At 68.5% G+C, this 23,159-nt stretch carries 18 protein-coding genes; 11 read left to right on the forward strand and 7 right to left on the reverse strand.

Annotated features, from left to right (window positions below; translation table 11 throughout):
• Positions 1 to 77: 77 nt before the first annotated feature.
• A complete protein-coding gene (locus tag NQ036_RS02775; protein ID WP_257057008.1) occupies positions 78 to 1,802 on the forward strand; it encodes an acyl-CoA dehydrogenase family protein in 1,725 nt (574 codons plus the stop codon).
• A gap of 103 nt (positions 1,803 to 1,905) precedes the next feature.
• Entirely contained in the window at positions 1,906 to 2,970 is a 1,065-nt protein-coding gene (locus NQ036_RS02780) for a 2,3-butanediol dehydrogenase (RefSeq protein WP_257057010.1), read from the forward strand.
• An 87-nt stretch (positions 2,971 to 3,057) separates the two neighbouring features.
• On the opposite strand, the gene NQ036_RS02785 is transcribed toward NQ036_RS02780, so the two are convergent.
• The 3 genes from NQ036_RS02785 to NQ036_RS02795 form a co-directional block, all read right to left on the reverse strand.
• Positions 3,058 to 4,410 carry an MFS transporter gene (locus NQ036_RS02785; RefSeq protein WP_257057012.1) on the reverse strand — a complete coding sequence of 451 codons (1,353 nt, stop codon included), beginning with the start codon at positions 4,408 to 4,410 and terminating at the stop codon, positions 3,058 to 3,060.
• A 55-nt stretch (positions 4,411 to 4,465) separates the two neighbouring features.
• Positions 4,466 to 6,559, reverse strand: coding sequence for an alpha/beta fold hydrolase (locus NQ036_RS02790; protein ID WP_306439899.1), 2,094 nt, complete (start codon positions 6,557 to 6,559; stop codon positions 4,466 to 4,468).
• Between the two features lie 130 nt (positions 6,560 to 6,689).
• Positions 6,690 to 7,385: a response regulator transcription factor gene (locus tag NQ036_RS02795; RefSeq protein WP_257057013.1), complete on the reverse strand. Its 696-nt coding sequence runs from the start codon at positions 7,383 to 7,385 to the stop codon at positions 6,690 to 6,692.
• Between the two features lie 111 nt (positions 7,386 to 7,496).
• Here NQ036_RS02795 and NQ036_RS02800 point away from each other — a divergent pair, with 111 nt between their 5' ends.
• The 6 genes from NQ036_RS02800 to NQ036_RS02825 all read left to right on the forward strand — a co-directional run bounded on the left by NQ036_RS02800 (position 7,497) and on the right by NQ036_RS02825 (position 15,973).
• Positions 7,497 to 9,377 (forward strand): sensor histidine kinase, encoded by a 1,881-nt coding sequence (locus NQ036_RS02800; protein ID WP_257057014.1) that lies wholly within the window; start codon positions 7,497 to 7,499, stop codon positions 9,375 to 9,377.
• 206 nt (positions 9,378 to 9,583) lie between these two features.
• Positions 9,584 to 11,044: a YfcC family protein gene (locus tag NQ036_RS02805; RefSeq protein ID WP_257057016.1), complete on the forward strand. Its 1,461-nt coding sequence runs from the start codon at positions 9,584 to 9,586 to the stop codon at positions 11,042 to 11,044.
• Between the two features lie 207 nt (positions 11,045 to 11,251).
• Positions 11,252 to 12,775 (forward strand): GntP family permease, encoded by a 1,524-nt coding sequence (locus tag NQ036_RS02810; RefSeq protein WP_257057017.1) that lies wholly within the window; start codon positions 11,252 to 11,254, stop codon positions 12,773 to 12,775.
• A gap of 2 nt (positions 12,776 to 12,777) precedes the next feature.
• Positions 12,778 to 14,112: a four-carbon acid sugar kinase family protein gene (locus NQ036_RS02815; protein ID WP_257057018.1), complete on the forward strand. Its 1,335-nt coding sequence runs from the start codon at positions 12,778 to 12,780 to the stop codon at positions 14,110 to 14,112.
• An 11-nt stretch (positions 14,113 to 14,123) separates the two neighbouring features.
• Entirely contained in the window at positions 14,124 to 15,167 is a 1,044-nt protein-coding gene (gene pdxA, locus NQ036_RS02820) for a 4-hydroxythreonine-4-phosphate dehydrogenase PdxA (protein WP_257057019.1), read from the forward strand.
• A complete protein-coding gene (locus NQ036_RS02825; RefSeq protein WP_257057021.1) occupies positions 15,164 to 15,973 on the forward strand; it encodes a DeoR/GlpR family DNA-binding transcription regulator in 810 nt (269 codons plus the stop codon). The genes pdxA and NQ036_RS02825 overlap by 4 nt, the downstream gene beginning before the upstream one ends.
• 19 nt (positions 15,974 to 15,992) lie before the next feature.
• Here the strand turns inward: NQ036_RS02825 and NQ036_RS02830 are convergent, their stop codons facing one another.
• The 3 genes from NQ036_RS02830 to NQ036_RS02840 all read right to left on the reverse strand — a co-directional run bounded on the left by NQ036_RS02830 (position 15,993) and on the right by NQ036_RS02840 (position 19,828).
• Positions 15,993 to 17,585, reverse strand: coding sequence for an AbgT family transporter (locus NQ036_RS02830; RefSeq protein WP_257057023.1), 1,593 nt, complete (start codon positions 17,583 to 17,585; stop codon positions 15,993 to 15,995).
• A 216-nt stretch (positions 17,586 to 17,801) separates the two neighbouring features.
• Positions 17,802 to 18,668, reverse strand: a complete 867-nt coding sequence (locus NQ036_RS02835; protein WP_257048399.1) for an alpha/beta hydrolase — start codon at positions 18,666 to 18,668, stop codon at positions 17,802 to 17,804.
• Positions 18,669 to 18,772: 104 nt separating this feature from the next.
• Positions 18,773 to 19,828, reverse strand: coding sequence for a beta-eliminating lyase-related protein (locus NQ036_RS02840; RefSeq protein ID WP_257057025.1), 1,056 nt, complete (start codon positions 19,826 to 19,828; stop codon positions 18,773 to 18,775).
• 38 nt (positions 19,829 to 19,866) lie between these two features.
• On the opposite strand from NQ036_RS02840, the gene NQ036_RS02845 reads away from it, so the two are divergent.
• Complete coding sequence (locus NQ036_RS02845; protein WP_257048397.1) at positions 19,867 to 20,268, forward strand: VOC family protein; 402 nt, start codon at positions 19,867 to 19,869, stop codon at positions 20,266 to 20,268.
• Positions 20,269 to 20,290: 22 nt separating this feature from the next.
• Here NQ036_RS02845 and udk read toward each other — a convergent pair whose 3' ends face one another.
• Entirely contained in the window at positions 20,291 to 20,902 is a 612-nt protein-coding gene (gene udk / locus NQ036_RS02850) for a uridine kinase (RefSeq protein WP_257057026.1), read from the reverse strand.
• A 182-nt stretch (positions 20,903 to 21,084) separates the two neighbouring features.
• On the opposite strand from udk, the gene NQ036_RS02855 reads away from it, so the two are divergent.
• Positions 21,085 to 21,804, forward strand: coding sequence for a hypothetical protein (locus tag NQ036_RS02855; protein WP_257048393.1), 720 nt, complete (start codon positions 21,085 to 21,087; stop codon positions 21,802 to 21,804).
• A gap of 88 nt (positions 21,805 to 21,892) precedes the next feature.
• Positions 21,893 to 23,134, forward strand: coding sequence for a helix-turn-helix domain-containing protein (locus NQ036_RS02860; protein ID WP_257048391.1), 1,242 nt, complete (start codon positions 21,893 to 21,895; stop codon positions 23,132 to 23,134).
• Positions 23,135 to 23,159: the final 25 nt, after the last annotated feature.

Below are 23,159 nucleotides of genomic sequence, written 5' to 3' on the forward strand. Positions count from 1 at the left end.
GTGCCGTGTTTCACACATTCAATCACCCGCGGTACCGTTTAAACAATCGTTCGACAAACTCCTGAGGGGAACCAGCAGTGGCGTCCACGCACACCGTCATCAACCAGTCCGCTCCGCGCACCGAGATCGACGAATACGACCTCAACCCGGCCCTGCGCGAGGTCGTCGCAGCCTTCGCACCGGATGCCGACCAGGAGCTGCTCCACGAGCTGGGCCGCACGGTCGGCACGGCCGAATTCCAACACAATGCGGACCTGGTCAACACCTACACCCCGGTCTTCACCGCCCACGACCGCTGGGGCAACCGGGTGGACCAGGTCGAATTCCACCCCGCCTACCACGCGATCATGGCCGCCGACCTGGGCGCCGGCGGTCACTCGCACGCCTGGGCCCACCCAGGGACAGGGGCCAATGTGGAACGCGCCGCGCGCTTCCACCTGTTCGCCCAGGTGGAGCCGGGCCACACCTGCCCCGTGTCGATGACCCATGCTGCCGCGGCCTCGCTCGCCGGCACCCCGCACGCCGAATTCTGGCTGCCCCGCCTGTATTCGACCGACTACGATCCGCGCCTGGCCGACGCGACCGAGAAGACAGCGGTGACCTTCGGCATGGCGATGACGGAGAAGCAGGGCGGCTCGGACGTGCGCGCCAATACGACGTGCGCGGTCCCGGTGAACGCGGCGGCCGATGACGGCACGGGCTTCGGTGCGGTGAGCGCCGGGCACTACCTGCTGACCGGGCACAAGTGGTTCTGCTCGGCCCCGCAGTCCGATGCCTTCCTGATGCTCGCGCAGACCGAGGAGGGCATCAGTTGCTTCTTGGTCCCGCGCTTCCTGCCGCGGCGGGCCGACGGCACCCCCGGCGGGCGCAACACCTTCAACATCCAGAAGCTCAAGGACAAACTGGGCAACAAGTCCAATGCCTCCTCGGAGATCGAGCTCGACTCCACCCACGGCTGGCTGGTCGGTGAACCCGGCCGCGGTGTGCGCACCATCATCGAGATGGTCTCGCGCACCCGGCTGGACTGCATCATCGGCTCGGTCTCCGGGATGCGCCAGGGCGTGGCCGAGGCCGCCTGGCACGCCCGCCACCGCGCCGCCTTCGGTGCGCAGTTGGTCGACCAGCCGCTGATGCGCGCGGTCCTGGCGGACCTGCAGCTGGAGTACGAGGCGGCCGTATGGACCCTGGGGGAAGTCGCAGCGGCCTACGATTCCGCGGACCCCGAGGCCGTCGAGTTCCGCCGCCTGGCGGTCGCGGTGGCCAAGTACTGGATCTGCAAGCGCGGCCCCGAACACGCCTATGAATCGCTCGAGTGCCTGGGCGGCAATGGCTATACGGAGGTCTGGCCGCTGGCGCGGCGCTACCGCGAACAGCCGGTGCTGGCGGTCTGGGAGGGTTCCGGAAACGTCATCGCGCTCGACGTGCTGCGGGCCCTGACCCGCGACCCGGCCTCGGCCAAGGCGTTCCTGGCCGTGCTCGAGGCCGCGCGCGGGCGCTCCGGCGAGACGGGCAGGGTCTACGACGCCCGGTTCGAACAGCTGGCCGGTGACATCACGGACGCGGTGGCGACTATGGCATCGGGCGAGGCCCAGGCGATCGCGGCCTGGCAGGCACGCGGGCGCACCCTGGTCGAGCACATGGCACTGCTGCTACAGGCCGCGGTGCTGCTGACCCGGGCGCCGGCCGGGATCGGCGAGGCCTTCGTCGCAGCCCGCCTGAGTGCTGAGCGCGGGCGCGAATACGGGGCGTTCCCGGCAGCGGTGGAGCCGGAGTGGATCGACTTGTTGGTGGAGCGGGCATAGTACCCGTGTGAAATTCCGGACAAACGTTCAATAAGCCTACTCAGGGTGCCCTAAAACATGCGAGGCTGTTAATACAAGAACCCGAGCATGAAGGAGCACGCCCATGAAGGCAGTCCGCTATTACGGCAAAGAAGACCTGCGCGTCGAAGACATCCCGGAGATGGAGATGCGCGCCGATGCCATCAAGATCGCCCCGAAGTTCGTCGGCCTGTGCGGTTCCGATCTGCACCTGTACTACGACGGCGGCGAGGGCAACGGTGGGAACTCCGCCACGACTCCGCACCCTCTGTCCGGTGAGACCCTGCCCGTGACCTTCGGCCACGAGTTCTCCGGCGTCGTCGAGGAGATCGGCGCCGACGTCACGACCGACATCAAGGTGGGCGATTCCGTTGTCGTCGAACCGCTCATGGTGTGCGGCGAATGCCCCGCTTGCAAGGCCGGGGACTACAACATCTGCGAGAAGATGGGCTTCATCGGCATCAACGGCCGCGGCGGCGGCATGAGCGAACACCTGGTCGTCGAGCCCCGCTGGGTCCACCCGGTGGGCGATCTGCCCCTGGACCAGGCCGCACTCATCGAGCCGCTGTCGGTGGCCTACCACGCGGTGCGCAACACCGGCGCCCAGGCCGGACAGACCGCCGTGGTCGGCGGCGCGGGCCCGATCGGCCTGCTGGTCGCCACGGTGCTCAAGGCCGAGGGCCTCAAGGTCATCGTCTCCGAGCTCTCCGAGGCCCGCAAGCAGAAGGCGCTGGACGCCGGCGTCGACGTCGTCGTCGACCCGTCCAAGGAGGACCTGGCGACCCGCGTACGCGAGGAGACGAACGGCGTGGGCGCCGATGTCGCCTTCGACGCCGCCGGTGTGGGCGTCGTCGTCCACCAGCTGCTCGCCTCCCTCAAGGCCAAGGGCCTGCTGGAGATCGTCGCAATCCACGTCCGCCCGCTGGAGATCGACGTGACCGGCGAGCTGACCTTCTCCGAGAAGTCGGTCCAGGCATCCCTGGGCTACGCCAACGACCACGCCAAGGTCATCGAACTGGTCAGGAACAAGGGCATCGACCTCTCGCAGTTCATCACCGGCAAGATCGCCCCGGAGGACATCGTGGACAAGGGCTTCAAGCAGCTCCACGACGATGCCGAACACCAGGTGAAGATCCTCGTCCAGATGTGACCCTGCAGGACATTTAAGCGATCCCTCCAGATTCCACCGGAGTTCCGGTGAAATCTGGAGGGATCGCTTCATTCTTGCGCAGGGGCCCTACTTCACGATGTGCAGATCGATGCCCTTGCGCTCGGGCAGGCGCCACACCGCCCACAGGGCAAGCAGTTCGGCGAATACGATCCACGCATTCGACGCCCACGGCGCGCCGATGTACACGGCGAACTGGTTGACGTACGGGGTGGTCCCGCCGAACACCGCGGTCGCCAGCGAATACGCGAAGCCGATATAGGCGGTGCGCGCGGCCGTCGGGAAGGTCTCGGCCATCACCGAGGTCAGCAGGCCGGCGCCCGCTGCCAGGAAGAACAGTGCGATCGAGGTCGTCACGAACAGCGTCCACGGGCGCTGGTCGATCAGCGCCATGAGCGGGTACTGGGTCACGGCCACGCCTATCGCGAAGATGTAGAGCACCGGCTTGCGCCCCCACCTATCCGAGGCCCAGCCCCAGAACAGCAGGGAGAGGATGCCGACGGCCAGGGCCGCGGTGAGCGCCCAGTAGGCGCCGTTGGCCTCCATCTTCCGCTGGGTCACGGCAAAGGTCGACACGTACGAGGTCCACGTGTAGTTGCTGGCCGCGACCCCGGAGACCAGGAAGAAGATCGCGACGATCGACACCGCCTTGGGCAGGGGCCGCAGAGCCGCGGCCGGGAAGTGCGAGGCGTCGAGCCCGTTGATCTTGCCGGTGACCCGGCTGTTCTCCACCAGGTCCTTGGACTCGATCATGCCGGCGCGCAGGTACAGCGCGACCAGGGCCAGCACCGCACCCAACAGGAACGGGATGCGCCAGCCCCAGGCTGCGACCTCGGGCTTGGAGAGCACACCGGTGATGGCCCCGCCGAGCACGAAGGCGATGAAGGACCCGCCGAAGATCGTCATGAACACGGTCGAACCCCACAGGCCGCGCCGGCCGGCCGGGGCGATCTCGGCGATATAGGAGTTCGCCGCCGCCGACTCCCCGCCGTGGGCGAAGCCCTGGACCACGCGCGCCAGCAGCAACAGGCCGGACGCCGCGATGCCGATCGCGCCATAGGTCGGGACCAGGCCGATGAGCACGGAGCCGCCTGCCATCATGAGCATGGTCGTCACCAGCACGAACTTGCGTCCCCGGCGGTCGGCGATCCGGCCGAACACAATCCCGCCCAGGGGGCGGAACAGGAAGCCGATCGCGAACACCCCGAAGGTCGACAGCAGGGCCGACACCTGGTTCTGCGTGTGGAACAGGGCGGCTGCGATCTGCGGGGCGAACACCGCGTAGACGCCCCATTCGTACCATTCGAGCAGCTGGCCGATGGTGCTGGCGACGAAGGATTTGCGCTGCTTGCGCTTGTCCAGCGGCACCACTGCCACGGGCGCCTGGGATTCCGCGGTGCTCGCGGCGGTAGTCGAAGTCATAGCCCATAGACTCACACGCCACGCCCGGGCGCGTGGGGCGGTTCGACACACCGTGTCATAAATCCGCGGCCCATTCGTCGATCGCCACCGCACCCGCCACATGGGCCTCGCGCGGGATCAGGTGGCCCACCCCCGGCAGCACCCGCAGGACGGCACCGGGGATCCGGTCCACCAGTTCCACCTGCCTGCCCACCGGGGCCAGCGCATCGTGCTCCCCGCCGAGGACCAGCACGGGACGGGCGAAGTCCGCACCAGAGTCCCCCACGCAGTGGCGCACCGAGGTGTGGAAGGTCTCCAGCAGTGCCGCGCCGCTGTTGAACGAGTGGGAGTCGCGCATATGCTCCAGCACGATGCCCCCGCGCCGGCGCAGGCCGGTGCCGCTGGCCATCACGATCCCGCTCAACCCCGCCAGGGCGCGCCCGGCCAGCAGCACATCGCCGAACGGGCCCAGCCGGGCGGCCAGTCCGTAGTAGGCCCGCAGCCCGGTGATCGCCAGCCGGTGCGGATTGTCCCTGGGCGCAGTGACGATCGGATTGACCAGCACCGCACCGCGGTGCGCGGCGCCCTGGGCGATCGCCTCGGCGACGATGACCGAGCCCAGCGAATGCCCCAGCAGCAGCGCGGGCGCCGGCTCCCGGTCGAGCAGCCCGCGCAGCCAGGCGCCGAGGTCCTCGATCCCGTGGCCTTCCGGCAGCGGATCGGACTCCCCACAGCCGGGCAGGTCGGGGGCCAGCACCCGGAAGCCGCGGGCCGCCAGGTCCTGGGCCAGCGGTTCGAGGGCGTGGTGGGAGCTGCGGAACCCGTGGATGGCCCAGATCACCGGCGCCTCGGGGTCCCCGTAGGCGAACACCGCGGTCCCGCGGCCGACCGGGGTGGGACTCGTGGCCAGCCACACCGCGAGAACCAGCAGGCACACGGCCAGCAGAGTGGTTCCGGTGCCTCCCAGGCCGCCCAGCAGGGCGATGACGACTCCGCCGATGGCCGCCACGGCCGAAGCCGCCACGCGCAGCGCGGGCCGGCAGGTCAGGGGCCGCAGGGGCAGGCGCGGCTCCCAGCGTTCGAGTCGGGAGAGCCAAACGGCCGCCGGGATCACGGCGCCGGCGACCAGGGCCAGCCACAGCGGACGGCTCAGCCACCAGGCCGGGCTGTGCAGGGCGGGCAGGGGCGCGCCGGCGGCCCACAGGGCCGCCACCAGGGCCAGGGCGATGGGCATATGCCACAGGTAGACGGTCATCGCCAGGCCACCGGCCCGTTTGATCGGCCCGGCCAGGGCGGGCCCGGTCACCAGGCGTTCCAGCCGGGGGCGGACCAGCCGCAGCAGGCACAGCTCGGCGAGCGCGCCCAGGGCGAACAGCGCGGTGGGCGGGTTGAGCGAGGCGATGAGATCGGGCGACCAGCCGCAGGCCAGCAGCACGAGGATCCCACTCACGGCGGCCAGCAGGCCGGCCCACAGGCCAGAGCGATTCCGGCCGCGGGTATCGGCCAGAACGAAGCCCAATTGCTGGCAGAACAGCCAGACGAAAGCGAGGTTGAGATAGGCCAGTCCCGTGCTCCAGGGCCCGGCCAGTGAGAACTGCCGGACCAGGTCGACGGCCAGCACCGCACCCAGGCCGACCGCCGGCACGCGCGCCCCGAACCGCTCGTGTGCTGCGGCCAGAACGGGCACCAGGGCGGTGGCGCCCAGGTAGACGGCCAGGAACCACAGGGGCTGTGCGGACCGGTAGGCGGCCTCGGCAGCCAGGTCGGCGGGCAGCCCGGCGACTCGGGCGCAGGCCAGCACGGTGCCGACCACGGCGATCATCACTCCGGCCGGCACCGCCAGGCGCTTGATCCGCAGCTCCACGAAACCGGCCGCCGTCACGCCGCGGGCGCGCAGACGCCGCCACTGGCTGATGGTCGCGAAGCCGCCGGCGATGAAGAACAGGGGCATCACCTGGGCCAGCCAGGTGATGGGGATGAACCAGGCGTGACCGGCCAGGGCCATGCCGGTGGCCAGGGAGCCATCGGGGTCGCGCCAGGCGCCGACCAATAGGGCGTGCAGGGCTACGACCACCAGCAGGCAGCCGGCGCGGACCGCGTCGATCACGGGATCGCGGCGGGATCTGGGTCGGGGCACGGCCACCGGGCGCGGCGGTAGGAGCGAAGTCATCGGTCATTCCTCACAGTTCGTTTGCTTGACTGCAAGGAATGTATGAAGCCGCTCGGGGTGTCCGCGTCACCCTGCGGAGCGAAAGAGCCGGGCTACTTCCGGGGGAACCGGGCCCGCGCAGGTCAGTGGCTCAGCGCCCGGCGTTCACCAGACCGGACTCATAGGCGGCGACCACGATCTGGGCGCGGTCGCGCAGGCCCAGTTTGCGCAGGATCCGCGAGACGTGCGTTTTGACGGTCTGTTCGCCCAGGAACAGTTCGGCGGCGGCCTCGGCATTGGATTTGCCCGCTGCCACCAGGCGCATCACGTCGAGTTCGCGTTCGGTCAGTTCTGCCAGCAGGGTCTTCCCCGGGCCCCGCGGTTCCGGACGGGCGGCGTAGTCGGCGATGAGCTTCGAGGTGATGGCCGGCGCCAGCAGGGCCTCGCCGGCGGCCACCACGTGGACCGCGGTGATGAGCTCCTCGGGGGTGGAGTCCTTGAGTAGGAAGCCGCTGGCGCCGGCGCGCAGGGCCGCGAAGACGTATTCATCGGCGTCGAAGGTGGTCAGGATGATGACCCTGGGCTGTTTGAGCCCCGGCATCGCCATGACCTGCCGGGTCGCGTCCAGGCCGTTGAGGCGGGGCATCCGGATGTCCATCAGCACGACGTCGGGTTGGCTGCGGCGCACCAGCTCGGTCACCTCGGCGCCGTCTGCGGCCGTGCCGACCACCGTGATGTCCGGCTGCGAACCCAGCAGGGCGGCGAAGCCCTCGCGCACCATCGCCTGGTCGTCGACGACGATCACGCGGATCGGGGAATCTTCGGGGTGGGGAGTCTGTGCTGTCATGCCCACGATCCTAGACGCACCCGGCCCCCGGCCCCTCCCCCTGCGGTAGGGTCCGCGCCTCACCCTCCCGGGTGACGCACGGGTGCCGCACGTGGCCCTATCGTCGAGGTCATGGACACGCCACACACGTCACTGCGCAGCTACTTCGATCCGGTCCGGGTGGGCCGCGATCTGGGGTTCGTGCTGCCCGGCTTCTTCCTGTCCCTGCCCGCCTTCATCATCCTGGTGCCGCTGACCGCGCTGTCCGCCGGCACCATCGTGATCTGGATCGGCGCTCTGCTGTTCGCCGTGGCGCTGTCCGTCGCCTCGGCCTTCGCACAGGTGTCGCGGGCCCGGCTGCACTGGTGGACAGGCACGCCCGGCGCACCCGTGCGCTACCGCGCCGCAGCCCCCGGCCGAGCCCGCTGGATCACCGGGCGACTGGCCGACGGACGCCGCTGGCTCGATCTGCTGTTCGAAACGCTCATCGCCTTCCCACTGCACATCTTCACCTTCGTCGTGGCAGTCTCCTGGCTCGGCGGGGCGGCCGGCGGGCTGAGCTATTTCATCTGGGGCTTCTTCCTGCCACACGAGGATTCGACCCTGCCGGGCTATCTGCTGCAGGCCGCATCCCAGGGCACGGTGCCGGTGTCCGTGGCCCATTCGCACGCGATCGACGTGGTGTTCAGCGAGGTGGCGGGCCTGGTCCTGCTGCTCACCCTGCCGATCGTGTTGCGCGGCCTGGCGAACCTGGACGCCCTGGTGATGCGCATGGGCCTGGAGGGCGTGGTCGCGGGGCCGGCAGTCCCGACGAAGCCGGCGGAGCAGGCGAGTGCTGTTCTCCCTGCGAACACCGCCTTCACCCTGCCCGGCCCCGAGGCCTGGACCTGGATCTTCGCGGGGCTGGGGGCCGTGGCCTGCCTGGCGATCGGCTGGCCGCTGTACGCGGTGATCGACGGGCTCGACCCCGTCTACGCCATGCTGGTGGCCGCCGGACAGGCCGTGGCCCTGTTGTGCTGCGCCCGCCTGCCCGCCCTGGTTCCCGTGCTGAGCACGGTGACGGCCCTGGCCCTGGCCTGGCTGAGCGCTGACCAGCAGGGCGCGCCGTGGCCCTGGCCGGTCTTCGCCCTCATCGTCCAGTCCCTGCTGCTGGTGCTGGTGGGTCTGCGCGGTCGCTGGTGGCGCGCCACGCTGACCTGGGCCGTGCCCCTGCTGGGCACTGCCGTGCTCGTCCGGACCCTCGACTGGACCACGGGCGCCCAGATCAACCTCATCGTCGCGGTCTCGGTCACGGCGGCGGCCAATGCGATCGGCCTGGCCGTGCGCACCTGGCTGAACGGGCGGGAGAAACTGCGCGCCGAACGTGAGGCCGCGGCCCGCACCAGCGCCGAACGCGAGGAGCTGGCCGAACGCAATCGCATCGCCCGCGAGCTCCACGACGTGGTGGCCCACAGCATGTCGGTCATCGGGGTGCAGGCCACCACCGCGCCCTACCGGCTGCCGGGGCTCGAGGAGCCGGTCCGCCGCGAGTTCGCCTCGATCGCGGAATCCGCCAGGACCGCGCTGACCGAGATGCGCGGGCTGCTGACCATCCTGCGGGCGGGAGAGGCCCCCACCGCACCCCAGCCCACCCTGGGCGATGTGCCGGAACTGGTCGAGGCGACGCGGCGCTCCGGAGTGGACATCACACTGCACGGGCCGGGCGGCGAGGCCGCGCGGGCGCTGCCGGCCGCGACCTCGCTGACGGCCTACCGGATCGTGCAGGAGGGGCTGAGCAATGCGGTGCGGCACTCTCCGGGCGCGGCCATCACCGTGACCGTCTCCTGCGGCGAGCTCCTGACGATTGATGTGGTCAACGGTCCGGCGGCGCCCCTGGCCGAATCCGTGCCGGCGCCGGGCGCGGGCCTGGGCCTGCGCGGCATCCGGGAGCGGGTGACGGCCCTGGGCGGGCTGATGCACGCCGAGCCGGATGCCGCAGGAGGTTTTGCCCTGCACGCGGAACTGCCGGTGTGAGTGGGGCACGGCCCACTCCGTGGGGAACCGATGGTTTTTCGGTTACTTTGCAGTTGACCGAATAATATGCGGTGGACAGCCGCTGTGACTACATCGGTACCGCCACCGGGTCCGAGTGAGCGGAATGTGACGCAGAACCCAGGCGCCACCGCACTAGACTGGCCCGCGGTCCACATCCCAACCGATCGATCCCACCGAGGTCCCGCATGCCCACAGACACATCCACCCCCGTCACGACCTCGGGCCCGGTGAAGAAACGCAGATTCGCCTTCCCCCACACCTACGCGATCATCTTCGGGATGATCTTCCTGATCGGCCTGGCGACCTACCTCATCCCCTCGGGCTCCTTAGACCGCGCCGAGCAGGACGGGCGCGAGGTCGTGCTGGCCGGCACCTACCACGGCACTGAGAAGACGCCACTGTCCTTCTTCGACTTCTTCACCTCGGTGCCCACCGGCCTGGCCGAGGCCGCGGACATCATCTTCTACATCTTCCTCCTCGGCGGGGCCTTCGGGGTCATCCGTGCCACCGGCGCAATCGACGCCGGCATCAACGCCCTGGTCAAACTGCTGCACGGCCACGGCGCGATCCTGCTGCCGCTGCTCATGGTGGTGTTCTCCGTCCTGGGCTTCACCACCGGCATGGCCGAGGAGACGATCATCTTCGCGCCGATCGGCGTCGGCATCGCGCTGGCCCTGGGTTATGACGCACTGGTGGGCGCCGCCGTCATCTGCCTGGGTGCCGCCGCCGGGTTCACCGGCGGCATGATGAACCCGTTCACGGTGGGCGTGGCCCAGGGCATCGCGCAGCTGCCGCTGTTCTCCGGGATGGGCTTCCGCGCGATCCTCTACGTGTTCATCCTGGCAGCCGGCATCTGGTGGGTCATGCGCTACGCCTCCCGGGTCAAGGCCGACCCGACGAAGTCCCTGCTCTACGACAAGCCGGGCGCTCCCGAGGTCGGTGCCGCGGCCTCGGCGGCAGCCGACACCGAGGCCGAAGCCGAGGATGCCGCTCCCAGACTGGACTGGCGCCGGTCCCTGGTACTCATCATCTTCGTCGCAGGGATCGTGACGAACATGTACGGCATCCTCAAGCACGGCTGGTTCCTCAACGAGATGGCCGCGATGTTCGTCCTCATCGCCATCGTCACGGGCCTGATCGGCCGGCTGGGCGTCAACGGGCTGTTCTCGAATATGGTCTCCGGAATGCAGGACGTGGCCTTCGGCGCGCTCATCGTGGGCTTCGCCCGCGCGATCCTGGTCGTGCTGGAGCATGCGAATGTGCTCGACACCGTCATCAACGCGGTCGCCACCTGGATCGGGGACTCGCCGAACTTCCTCGTCGTCATCCTCATGTTCCTGTTCCAGTCGGTACTCAACCTGGTCATCCCCTCCGGTTCCGGAATGGCCGCGACGACCATGCCGATCATGGTTCCCCTGTCGGATGTGCTGGGCATCGACCGGCAGCTGACCGTGCTGGCCTATCAGTACGGGGATGCGATCGCGAACTCGATCATGCCCACTTCCGCATCGGTCATGGGCCTGCTGGCCGTGTGCCGGATCCCGTACGAGACCTGGTGTAAGTTCCTGTGGCCGCTCATCGTGTTCTGGTCCCTCATCGCCATCGTGGCGCTGATCTTCGGATCCCTGGTGGGCGTCGGCTTCTGAACGGAGGCGGGGTTGCGCACGGTGCGCAACTGCGGTAGCCGAGACCACTCCGGGGTGACACATATGCTCACACTGCGCAATTAGTGTGAGACTTAGCGCGCATTCATCGGGTTTATCGCGCATTGACGCACGCCTCGAGCCTATAGTTCTTCGCAGACTGCGCATTTCGCGCATGTGTAAGAACCCTTGACTTGAAGAGGAGCCTCCATGGACGTGCAGTTGCTGATTGCACTGGTGCTCGGCATCGCCACGATCGTGATCCTTGTCCTGCGCACCCGGCTGGACGCATTCGTCGCCTTGCTGATCGCAGCCATCGTCACCGGCGTGGTGGCCGGACAGCCCGTCGTCGAGCTGATCAAATCGATCACCTCCGGCTTCGGATCCACTCTGGCCAGCACCGGCATCGTGATCGGCCTGGGCGTGGGGATCGGCAAGATCCTCGAGGTCTCCGGCGGCGCGGATGCCCTGGCCCGCGCCTTCCTCAAGGCCTTCGGCAAGGGCCGTGAGCCCTGGGCCATGGGCACCGTGGGCTCCCTGGTGTCGATCCCGGTGTTCTGCGACTCCGGCTTCGTCATCATGAACCCGCTGGCCCGCTCGATCGCCCGCGTCAAGCGCGGCGGCTACGTCACCCTGGCACTGGCGCTGGGGTGTGGCATGACGCTGACCCACCACATGGTCCCACCGACCCCCGGCCCGCTGGCCGTGGCCGGTCTGCTGGGCACCGACTTGGGATCGCTGATCCTGACCGGCCTCATCTTCACGGTGATCCTGCTGCCCGTGGTGGTGTCCTATGCGAAGTTCATCGGCCCCAAGCTGGAACCGCGCCTGAACAAGGAGGTCGCACTCGACGTCTACGGCCCCGACTACGCCCAGACGATCGACGCCTACGTGGTGCGTTCCGGCAAGTCGACCAAGTCGCGCAAGGCGGCCGGGACCTCGACCCCGGCGACCGGCGAAGGCGATGCCACCGCAGCGGTCGTCACCTACGATCCCGAGCAATTCCTGGGCACGACGCCGGCCGGTAGGAAACCACACAAGACCAATGCATGGCTGGGCGCGCTGCCACTGTTCGTGCCCCTGCTGCTCATCGTCGTCAACACGGTCACCGCCGCGATTGACAAGTCCCAGCAGAACGCCCTATCCGGCGACGACTACACGCCCAGCGCCTGGGTCCAGCCCTTCACGTTCCTGGGCGACCCGGTGGTCGCGCTCATCATCGGCATGATCCTGGCCGTCTACGTCCTGCTGCCCCGCTGGACGCCGCGCACCAAGGTCCATGGCTGGCTGTCCGAGGGCGCCGCGAGCGCGGGACTGATCCTGCTCATCACCGGAGCAGGCGGCGGTCTGGGCCAGGTACTGCGCGATTCCGGGGTCGGCGATGCGCTGGCCCAGGCCGTCGCTGCCACCCCACTGCCGGCCTTCCTGGTGCCCTTCATCATCGCCACCGTCGTGCGTGTGGCACAGGGTTCCGGCACCGTCGCGATGATCACCGCGGCCTCCGTCACCGCCCCGCTGGTCGGCACCCTGGGCGTCTCCCCGCTGATCGCCGCGATGGCGTGCGTGTGCGGTTCGATGGTCTTCAGCTACTTCAACGACTCCTATTTCTGGGTCGTGACCCGTTTCACCGGACTGGACGGGATCGACGCGATGAAGGGCTGGTCGGGCATCACCACCTGCGTGTGGGCCGCCTCCATCCCGTTGCTCATCGTGGCGAATCTGCTGGTCGGTTGATCATGACCGATGTCCTCATCGCCGCGGACGACCTGACCGGGGCCAATGCCGCCGCGGTCGGCCTACGCCGGCTGGGCGCGGTGACCCTACACGCCACGGTGGACCCGGAGCGGATCGCCCAGTTCGCCGCCGACTACCGGGTGGTCTCCGTGACCACCGACTCCCGCCACCTGCCGGCAGCGGATGCGGCCGCCGCTACCTCGGCCGTGGTGGAGGCCGGTTGGCCGGCCCAGCTACTGTCCTCACGCTGCGATTCGACCCTGCGGGGCAATGTGGGCGCCGAGGCCGCGGCCGTCCTGGCGAGCGCCCGCCGGCTGCTCATGGCTCGGGACATTGGGGAATCGGCGGCCCCGCGACCGGTGATCGGCCTGTGCATGCCGGCCTTCCCCGGCGCCGATCGGCAGACCATCCACGGCTTGCAGACCATGGGCGGGGTGCCCCTGGAGGACACCGAGCTGGCCCACGACGTCCGCTCCCCCATCACCGATTCCTCCGTGGACACGGCGCTGCGTTCCGGCGCGGCCGAAGTTCTGGGTCATGAACCGCGCATCGTCCACGTCGACGTTGACGATATCGACGCCGGACCCGAGGCCCTGGCCCAGCGCCTGCGCGATCTGCTCACACCGGGTGCCCTACCCGATTTCATCGTCGCCGATGCGCGGACAGACGCGGACCTGCTGGCCGTGGCGCGCGCTGCCGTGGCGGCCGCTCCCGAGGCCCTGTTCGTCGGCATCGACCCCGGACCGGGCACCCGGGCGCTGGCCCAGGCGCTGGGACTGCTGCAGACCTCGGGCACCGTGCTGGCGGTTTCCGGGTCCGCCACCGAACTCACCCGCACCCAGCTGGCCCGGCTGAGAGAACACCGCTCGACCACGGCGGTGCGGCCGGTCTACCTGCCCGACCGGCCCTCCCACGACCCGCGGATCGACGTGGCGGCCACCGCCGCGGCCGTCCTGGAGGCATGGCGGGAGCGTCCGGAGGTCCTCCTACTGGCCACCGTGCTCGAGGAATCCGATCTGCTCGAAGGCCTGGACCCACGGGCCTCCGACGCGCTGACCGAATCCCTTGGCGCGGTGACCGCGCAGGTCCTGGCGCGGGCACAGGACTCCATCGGCCTCTACACCACCGGAGGAGACGTGACCACAGCCGTGCTCGGCGCGCTGACGGCAGCCGGGATCGCCGTGGACTTCGAGGTCCTGCCCCTGGCCACGGCCGGGCGGATCGTGGGCGGACCGCACGCCGGCCTGCCGATCGTCACCAAGGGAGGGCTGGTGGGCGATGAGTCCGCCGCGGGCATGTGCATCGACGCCCTCTATTCTTTGAACACACACCGATGAAGGGAACCATCATGAGCGCACCCATCCTCGCCCTGACCCCAGGAGATCCGAACGGCATCGGCCCGGAGATCACCGCCCAGGTCCTCAGCGAATACGCCGGCGACGATTCGCAGCACGGCATCGCCGTCGCGGACGCCGCCGCGATGCGCCGGGCCGTGAGCGCCCTTGGCCTGGACGTCGAAGTCCGCACCGTGGACTCCTGGGACGTGCCGAAGGCCGGTGCCGGGGTCATCGACGTCTACGACATCGGCGTGCTCGGCGACGACCTGCCCGAATGGGGCACCGTCGACGCGCGCGCCGGCCGGGCCGCCGTGACCGCGATCGAGGTCGCCACGAAGGCCGCCATGGACCAGCGGGTGGCCGGCATCGTGACGGGGCCGATCAACAAGGAGGCCATCTGGGCCGCCGGCTCCGAACACCTGGGCCACACGGAGATGCTGGGCGCGCTGACCGGGGTGAGCAAGCAGGACACGATGTTCGTCGTGGAGCGCTCTCTGCAGCCCGGCCACCATGCACACATCTTCTTCGCCACCCGCCACATGTCCCTGCGCAATGCCCTGGACAGCATCGATGTGGACAATCAGGCCGATTCGATCCGCCGGGCCCATCGCGCGCTGCAGGTCTACGGGATCGATCAGCCGCGCCTGGCCACCGCCGCGATCAACCCCCACGGCGGGGAGAACGGTCACTTCGGCGATGAGGAGATCGAGATCCTGCGCCCGGCCGTCGAACGGGTGAACGCCGAGGGCCTGCAGGTCGCCGGTCCCATCCCATCGGACTCCGTGTTCCACCAGGCGCTGCAGGGCCGCTACGACGGTGTGCTCTCGCAGTACCACGATCAGGGCCATATCGCGGCGAAGACCTTCGACTTCGACGGCACGATCAGCGTCACGGTGGGCCTACCGATCCTGCGCACCAGCGTGGACCACGGCACGGCCTTCGACATCGCCGGCCAGGGAATCGCCGATGCCGGCACCATGCGCTCGGCCTACCGGGCCGCGCTGGACTACGCGCCCTTCGCCGATCGGATCCGCGCGGAGTACCTGCCCAGGTGACGTCCGCCCCGCGCACCACCCATCAGGGCACCAGGCTGCGCAGGCAGGACCTGGTGCGCCTGGTGGGTGCCGGCACCACACGCGTGGACCGGCTGGCCCAGGTCCTGCACGTCTCCGAATCCACGATCCGGCGGGATCTGGCCGCCCTGGCCGCATCCGGCGATCTGGCCCGGACCTACGGCGGGGCGATCACCGCCGTGCCCTTCACCGAACGTTCCCTGGCGGAGCGGGTGGCGACGAATACCGAGTCGAAGAACGGAATCGGTCGCGTGGCGGCGGGCCTGATCCATCAGGGGGCGACGGTCTTCGTAGACGCGGGGTCCACCACCCTGGCGCTGATCGATGCGCTGACCGAACAGGCGGATCTGCACGACGGCGCCCCCACGGGAATCACCGTGGTCACCCGTGGGCTGGAGACCGCATTGCTGCTGAGCACCATCCCCCAGGTCACCGTCGAGGTCATCGGCGGGACCCTGACCACCGGGTCCCACGGCACCGTCGGGCCACTGGCGATCGACGGGCTCTCGCGTTTCAGGTTCGATCTGTGCTTCCTGGGCTGCGACGGGGTCGATGCGCAGGCGGGGCTGGGCGAACCCACCCTGGACGAGGCCTATGTCAAGGAGTATGTGGCGCGCAGGTCGGGCCGCTCCGTGGTGCTGGCCGACCGCTCGAAGTTCCGCTCCGAGGGCATCCCCGCCTGGGCCCATCTGCCCGCGGGGTGGACCCTGATAACGGACTGCCCCGATGACGACCCCGCCACCGCTCCCTTCGAAGCGGTGGGGGTGGACGTCATCGGGGCAGGCTGAGCCGCTCCGAGCCGGGCGATCAGGGCAGGAAGATGCCGTTGCCCGGGCCCAGGGGCAGGTCCGCGAAGAACCAGATGGCCAGCAGGATCAGCCAGACGATCCAGAACACGATCGTGAACGGCAGCATGCGCGCCATCAGGGTGCCCAGGCCGGCGCTGGGCTCATAGCGGCGCAGCATGCCCAGCAGGACCACCATGTAGGGGTTCATGGGCGTCATCACCTGGGTCGCGGAGTCGCCCACGCGGAAGGCCGCCTGGGTGAAGGCCGGCTCGTAGCCGATCAGCGCGAACAGGGGCACGAACACCGCGGCCATGATCGACCACATGGACGAGCCAGACGTGATGAACAGGTTGAGCACGCTGGCCAGCAGGATGAAGCCCACGATGGCGGCGAAGCCGGTCAGGTGAATGCTCTCGAGGAAGTTCGCGCCGGTCACGGCGATCCAGGCACCGATGCCCGACCAGTTGAACAGGGCGATGAACTGGCCCAGGATGAAGGCCAGGATCAGGAAGCCCAGCATCTCCTTGATGGATTCGCCCATCATCTTCGTCGCATCGTTGATATTGCGGATCTTCCCGACGGTCCAGCCGTAAACCAGGCCGGGCACGATGAAGAACAGGAAGACCAGGAAGACGATCGAATCCAGCAGCGGGGACTTCGGCAGGAAGCCGCCGCCCTCATTGCGCCACGGGGAGTTCGGGATGAGAACAGCCCACAGCACGACCGCAGCGACGACCACGGTGACCAGGCCGGCGTAAAACAGCCCCTTCTTCTCCTTGGGCTCCAGCTTGGCGTTCATGGTCTCAGCGTCGTCTTCGGTGCTGACATTGCCATCGGGGTCCATCTCATCGCGGCTCACGCCCAGGCGCACGATGCGTGGTTCGATGATCTTGTCGATCAGCAGACCGGCCAGCAGACCCAGGATGATCGAGGCGACTATGTTGAAGAACCAGTTCGACACGGGGTTGACCGGGGCGAAGTCGGTACCCGGCAGGGTGCCCATGACCGAGGTGGTGATGCCGGCGAACAGGGCGTCCAGGCTGGTCGGCACGAAGTTCGTGGAGTAACCGGCACCGGCCGCGGCGAAGCCGCCCAGCAGACCGGCCACCGGGTGGCGCCCTGCGGCCTTGAACACCAGGGCCGCCAGCGGCGGGATGACGATGTTCGAGGTGTCGGCCATGATCGAGGAGAACACGCCGACGATGCCCACGACGTAGGGCAGCAGCCAGCGCGGGGCAGCGCCGAACATCGAACGCATCAGGGCGGCCAACATGCCCGAGTGCAGGGCGATGCCGATCGCCAGCAGGATCGGCAGCACCGTCTTCAGGGGCGGGAAGCCCACATAGTTCTCGCCGATGTTCTGCGTCAGCCAGGACAGGCCCTCACCGGTCAGCAGGCCCTTGATGACGGTGGGCTTGTCGGTGCCGGGCACCGTGACCTCGACATTGCCCATGGCCATGAAGGTGGTGACCAGAGCAGTAACCGCGAACAGGATGAGGAACAGCATGAACGGTTCGGGCAGTTTATTGCCCACGCGTTCGATCCAGTTGAGGATCTTGTCCGACTTGGGTGCCTTGGGCGGCTTCGGTGATTTGGGCACGGCTGTGCTCATGGCGTCTTCCTTGTCTTCGGGGCGTTGTGTCAGCGTCCCGCATATACGGCGGGCGATGATCAAGGGATCCTGGAAGCCACCCGGCTCACAGGGAGCCTCATAGATCACACAGTGTTCGGGCCAACATTACACAAGGTTTCTCCAGCTACGAAAGTTCCCATAACACAGTTCTATATACCAGTGGCGCAGGCCACTCAGGCGGGGCGGGCAGGGCGCTCACCGCCTTATATATGCATCGATCCAGGCGATCAGGCCCTCGATTACTTCGGCACGATTGGTCTCGTTGAGGATTTCGTGGCGGGCCCCGGCGTAGATCCGCAGCTCCACGTCCCGGACCCCACGGGCGCGGTAGGCGGCTGCCAGCCGTTCCAGCCCGTCGCCCCGGCTCAGAGGGTCGTCGGAGCCGGCGGCGATGAGGATCGGAACCTCGGTGGCCAGCCCCGCCCGCGGCCTGCCCAGCAGCCGCAGGGTGTCCAACGTGCCCAGCAGCTTAGGCGTCTTCGCATCGAAGCACAGTGGATCGGCTGCGAAGGCCAGGGCAGCGGCCGGGTCACGGCTGAGCCATTCGAAGCCCGAGGCCGGGGCACCATCGGCACGGGTCCCAGACCACTGCTTATTGAGTTCGCCGGATTCCATATGCCGCAGGGTCCGGTAGGCGGTGCCGGATAACACCAGCGCATCCCATATGCGCGGCGTCCGGTTCAGGATGCGCTGGGCCATCAGCGATCCCCAGGAGTGCGCGAACATGATTACCGGCAGGCCCGGATTAGCACGGCGGGCGATGCCGGTCAGCTGACAGATCGCGTCCTCGGCCGCCAGGAGCCCGCCGGGACCGGGGCGGCCCAGGCGCGCGGGGTCCTGCGCGTATTGCTCCAGGCCGGTGGCCCCGTGGCCGCGGTGGTCATCGGCGTAGACCGTGTAGCCGTGCGCGGCCAGAGCCCGGGCGAAGGCGTCATAGCGCAGGGCGTGCTCGCCGATCCCATGGGAGATCTGCACGACGGCCCGGGGCTCCTGCGCAGCCCAGCGGTAGGCATGGATCGTGACACCGCGACGGTCGGCATAGGTGAAGGATTTCGGCTCCATGCTTCAGTTTCCCACTCGATGTGGTGCCCCAGCATCGAGAGTCCGGTTCGTGCAGATCTGAGGGCTCAGATCTGCACGAACCGGACTCTCGATGACTCACCCGCTCAGCGAGTGTGCCCGGCCCGCACGGCCGCAATCAGCTCATCCACTGCCTCGGCCGGGGTGTCGAAGGCACACATGAGGCGCGCCGGCGATTCGTGCGTACCCTCCCCGTGGAAGTCGAAGCGCTCGCGCAGCGCCTCCACTTCGCCGGGGAGAACCGCGAACACCGCATTCGCCTCAACGGGATAGGCGAAGTCCACGCCCGGAATCCCGGACAGCCCCGTGTGCAGGCGCGCGGCCATAGCATTCGCGTGCGCCGCGTTGTCCCGCCACAGCTCGCCTTCGTACATGGCCAGCAGCTGGGCGGACACGAAGCGCAGTTTCGAGGCCAGCTGCAGGTGGCCCTTGCGCGACATCAGCACAGCGCGCGCCAACCAGTCCGGGGCGCCCGGCAGGACGACGACCGCCTCGGCGAACAAGGCGCCGTTCTTCGTCGCGCCCAGGCTCAACACATCCACTCCCACCTCGCTGGTCAACGCCGACAGGGACGCATCGAGGGCGGCGGCCGCATTGGCCAGGCGGGAGCCGTCCAGGTGCAGCAGCATCCCGTGGGCGTGCGCGGCGTCGGCCAGCGCGGCGAGCTCGTCAGCCGTATACAGAGTGCCGCGCTCGGTGACATCGGCAATCGAGATGGTGGTGGGCTGGGCGTGATGCTGATTGCCCAGGTCCGCGGCGGCCGCGGCGATATCACCCGGGTGCAGCTTCCCATCGGCCGTATCGACGGGGATGAGTTTGAGGCCCGCCGCGTGCTCGGGCGCACCGGCCTCGTCGGTCATGGTGTGGGCTTCGGCGGGAACGACCACGGCACCCCACCGCGGCGTCGCCGAGGCCAGGGCCAGGACGTTCGCACCCGTGCCGGAAAGCACGGGGAAAGCATGGGTGCCCGCACCGAACAGGCGGGTCGCCACTGCGGAGAACTCTGCGGTATAGGGGTCCTCACCGTAGGCGCCCACATGGCCGCCTGCGGCCATGCTCAGCGCGGCGAGGACGTCCGGATGGGCCCCTGCGATGTTGTCGGAGGCGAATGAGATGCGATGCTGATCGTGAAGTGTGCGCACGACCGCAACTGTAGCGAACCCCGCGTATCCTGTGGCGCATGAGCGATGAAGCCCGTATCCATGCCCACTCCTTCGTCTACGCCCTCGACTGCCCCGATGCCGCCGCGCTGGCCCAGTTCTACGCCGGACTGTTGGGCTGGGAGGTCGACGCCGGCGACGAGGACTACCCCGCGTGGGTGTCCGTGCTCCCGCCCACCGGTCACGCGGCCATGTTCTCGATCGGCTGCCAGCAGATCCCGGACTACCAGCGCCCCACCTGGCCCTCCGGCCCCATCCCGCAGCAGGCGCATCTGGACTTCTACGTCCCCTCCGTGGCCGAGGCCGTGCCCCGCGCCGTGGCCGCCGGCGCCGTGCCCCATGAGTTCCAGCCCAGCAGGGACGGTCAATTCGTCGTCCTGCTCGACCCAGCCGGCCATCCCTTCTGCCTGTGCGAGGAGTGACGAGCGGATTAATCCATCGGCCTCAGCCGACCTCGCGCTGGATCCGGTTCAAAATCATGTCCATCGCCACCAGGTTGTAGCCGCCGTCGGGGATGATGAGGTCCGCCTTGCGCTTGGAGGGCTCCACATAGAGTTCGTGCATCGGTTTGACGGTCTCCAGGTACTGTTTCTCCACCGACTTCAGGGACCGGCCACGTTCGACCACATCACGCTTGATCCGGCGCATGATGCGGACATCGGCGTCCGTGTCGACGAACAGTTTGATGTCCAGCTGCCGGCAGATCTCCGGTTCGGCGAAGATCAGGATGCCCTCGACGATGAGCACCCTGGCCGGTTCGACGAACACCGTCTTATCCGAGCGGTTGTGCTGGGCGAAGTCGTAGACGGGGCAGTCCACCGCCATGCCGTCCTTCAGCGCGCACAGGTGTTCGACGAACAGGTCGTTGTCGAAGGCCTCCGGTGCGTCGTAGTTGACCAGCGCCCGCTGGTCCATCGGCACGCCGTCCTGCCGTTTGTAGTAATTGTCGTGGTAGAGCACGGCGGGCGAACCCCCGCACTTGTCCACCAGCGCATTCGTCAATGTGGTCTTCCCACTCCCGGTGCCGCCGGCCACACCCACCACAAGAGTCTTCATAGGAGTCAATTCTATGAGTTCCCGCGCCTGGACCCTCCAAAGGTCCGCCGATTCAACCAAAAAACCTTGACACGTACTCTTGTGCCAAGGTAGTGACATAGGCCATAATTGATGGTGAAACCAACACGTAGATCTGGGACAGCGTTGTGCCCACGGATACTCACCGATGGGACGGTAACGCGATGAGACTCGAATCGGAGGACTGGCCGGGCAACCCGGAGCTCGCCTGGCTGATGGCCGCCCAGGACGTGGACTCCGCGCAGAACGACGCGCTGGCTTCCTGCACCCGCCCAGGCACGGCCTCGGCCCGGTGCAACGGCACGGACTGTGGGGACACGGCCACCGCCACCCTGCACGGTCCGGGCCTGCCGGAACCGGCCGAACTGACCCACGACGACCTCGAAGAACCGCTGGTACTGCGCCGCCTGGCCCGCGCGGCCTCCCTGCCCCTGTTGAACGGACTGGTCCGCGTGGCCACTTCCGGGCCCCGCGAACGCCGGCTGCAGGCGGCGCGTTCGGGAATCCTGTGCAGCGTCCACCCCAGCGATCTGGGCATCGGCGATGCGGACGGCTACTACACGCGCAGCACCCACGTGCTCATCGCCACGGACATCCCGGTCCCGCGCGCGCTGCGACTACTGGCCGCCTTCGACCGCTGGATCGGTGGAATGGACGCCGATGCCCGCGTCTACGCCAGCTCGGTGTGGAACTGGTCGGGGCCCGGCACCCTGGCCTACGGCTCACAGGAGATCTTCGGCCCGGAGGCCGCCGGTGCCTTCCTGGTCAGCGGTTCACTCGAATCCTCCTGGGCCTCGCTGGCACTGGACGCACAGACCGACCCGATGGATGCGCCCTTCCGCCGGGGGCCGGTGATCGGACTGCGGGAACGCCCGAGCAAGTAGTCCATATTTCGGTCCGTACCCCCTCCATGCCCTATACTGGTTCTCCAGTGATGTGCTTCACAGCGTTGTGATAGGAGGTCGCAGGCCCTTGCATCTGAATACCGGCACCCACGCCACCATCGCCGCGGGCAACCCGCGGACTGCCTCTAACGCGGTCGGCCGCCGCTCGTTGAAATCTTCGGCCTGGCTGGCCGATGCCCGCCGCTTCGAGGACCCGAGCAGGTTCATGCGCGAATCCCGCAATGCCCATGCCCAGGCGTTCAGCGGCCGCGACCAGTCCCTCATCGACTCCGAGGTAATGGCCGCCTGGCAGCGCTCCACCGCCGCGGGGCTGACCCCCGATCTATGCCAGCCCGAACATGTGCTGGCCGCGGGCGAACTCCACGACCGCCGGCTTGAACACCCCCTGGCCGCCGTGGCCAAGGACATCGTCGGCGCCCTGGCCGACGAATCCGCTGCCGGCCGCCACCTGGTGATCCTGACCGACGCCGCAGGCCAGGTGCTGTGGCGTGCCGGTAGCCCATGGGCCCTGCGCCGCGGCGACAGAGTCGCCCTGGCCGAGGGCGCCGACTGGTCGGAATCCGGCTTCGGCACGAATGCGATCAGCCAGGTGGTCGTGATGAACGAGGCCGTGAACATGATGTCGGGCGAACACTATGTACGGGCCCTGCACGAATGGTTCTGCACCGCCTCACCGCTGCGCGACGACCAGGGCAGGCTGCTCGGAGTGCTCGACATCTCGATCCCCACGCGCTTCGCCTCCAATGAGCTGCGCACCCTGGTCAAGAGCGGCGTGCGCCTGGCCGAAACCCTGCTCAACCTGCGCGTCGAGCAGGTGGGCACTCCGGCCAGCCGGAACGATTTCGTCAGCACCGCGGTCGCCGTCTCACCACCGACCGCACCCGGCGGCGGTCCGCACGTCGGTGCTGCGCCAGGGGACACCGACACCGCGTCCAACACCGCTGAGTCGCACAGTGGGATCGGACTGATCCGGCTGCTGAGCTACAAGCCCGAGGTCGTCTGCTGCGATGGCACGCGCATCCCACTGACGCGCCGGCGGGCGGAGCTGCTGGCGCTGCTGGCCAGCCGCGAGGCGTGGACCGCGCAGGCCCTGGCCCATGCTCTCTATGGCGAATCGGGGTCGCCCACCACTGTGCGCGGCGAGGTCCGGCGACTCAAACAATCCACAGGCCTGGACATCGATTCGAACCCATATGCGCTCAGCGATGAGCACCGCCAGGTGGTCGATTTCCTGCGCCCCGGTGCGGAACTCGAGCGACTCCTGCCCGATTCCGAGGTCGAGGCGATCGCCGACCTGCGCTGGGGGTGAGCACCGAGAGTTCGCCCCTCGGCAG

Source organism: Brevibacterium sp. 91QC2O2 (assembly GCF_024580695.1).
In the GTDB taxonomy this organism is placed as follows: domain Bacteria; phylum Actinomycetota; class Actinomycetes; order Actinomycetales; family Brevibacteriaceae; genus Brevibacterium; species Brevibacterium moorei.

Excerpts from the sequence above, each read along its gene's own strand:
- NQ036_RS02780 (WP_257057010.1), top strand. The coding sequence starts at position 1,906 with ATGAAGGCAGTCCGCTATTACGGCAAAGAAGACCTGCGCGTCGAAGAC.
- NQ036_RS02785 (WP_257057012.1), bottom strand. The coding sequence starts at position 4,410 with ATGACTTCGACTACCGCCGCGAGCACCGCGGAATCCCAGGCGCCCGTG.
- NQ036_RS02790 (WP_306439899.1), bottom strand. The coding sequence starts at position 6,559 with ATGACTTCGCTCCTACCGCCGCGCCCGGTGGCCGTGCCCCGACCCAGA.
- NQ036_RS02795 (WP_257057013.1), bottom strand. The coding sequence starts at position 7,385 with ATGACAGCACAGACTCCCCACCCCGAAGATTCCCCGATCCGCGTGATC.
- NQ036_RS02800 (WP_257057014.1), top strand. The coding sequence starts at position 7,497 with ATGGACACGCCACACACGTCACTGCGCAGCTACTTCGATCCGGTCCGG.
- NQ036_RS02805 (WP_257057016.1), top strand. The coding sequence starts at position 9,584 with ATGCCCACAGACACATCCACCCCCGTCACGACCTCGGGCCCGGTGAAG.
- NQ036_RS02810 (WP_257057017.1), top strand. The coding sequence starts at position 11,252 with ATGGACGTGCAGTTGCTGATTGCACTGGTGCTCGGCATCGCCACGATC.
- NQ036_RS02815 (WP_257057018.1), top strand. The coding sequence starts at position 12,778 with ATGACCGATGTCCTCATCGCCGCGGACGACCTGACCGGGGCCAATGCC.
- pdxA (WP_257057019.1), top strand. The coding sequence starts at position 14,124 with ATGAGCGCACCCATCCTCGCCCTGACCCCAGGAGATCCGAACGGCATC.
- NQ036_RS02830 (WP_257057023.1), bottom strand. The coding sequence starts at position 17,585 with ATGAGCACAGCCGTGCCCAAATCACCGAAGCCGCCCAAGGCACCCAAG.
- NQ036_RS02835 (WP_257048399.1), bottom strand. The coding sequence starts at position 18,668 with ATGGAGCCGAAATCCTTCACCTATGCCGACCGTCGCGGTGTCACGATC.
- NQ036_RS02845 (WP_257048397.1), top strand. The coding sequence starts at position 19,867 with ATGAGCGATGAAGCCCGTATCCATGCCCACTCCTTCGTCTACGCCCTC.
- udk (WP_257057026.1), bottom strand. The coding sequence starts at position 20,902 with ATGAAGACTCTTGTGGTGGGTGTGGCCGGCGGCACCGGGAGTGGGAAG.
- NQ036_RS02855 (WP_257048393.1), top strand. The coding sequence starts at position 21,085 with ATGAGACTCGAATCGGAGGACTGGCCGGGCAACCCGGAGCTCGCCTGG.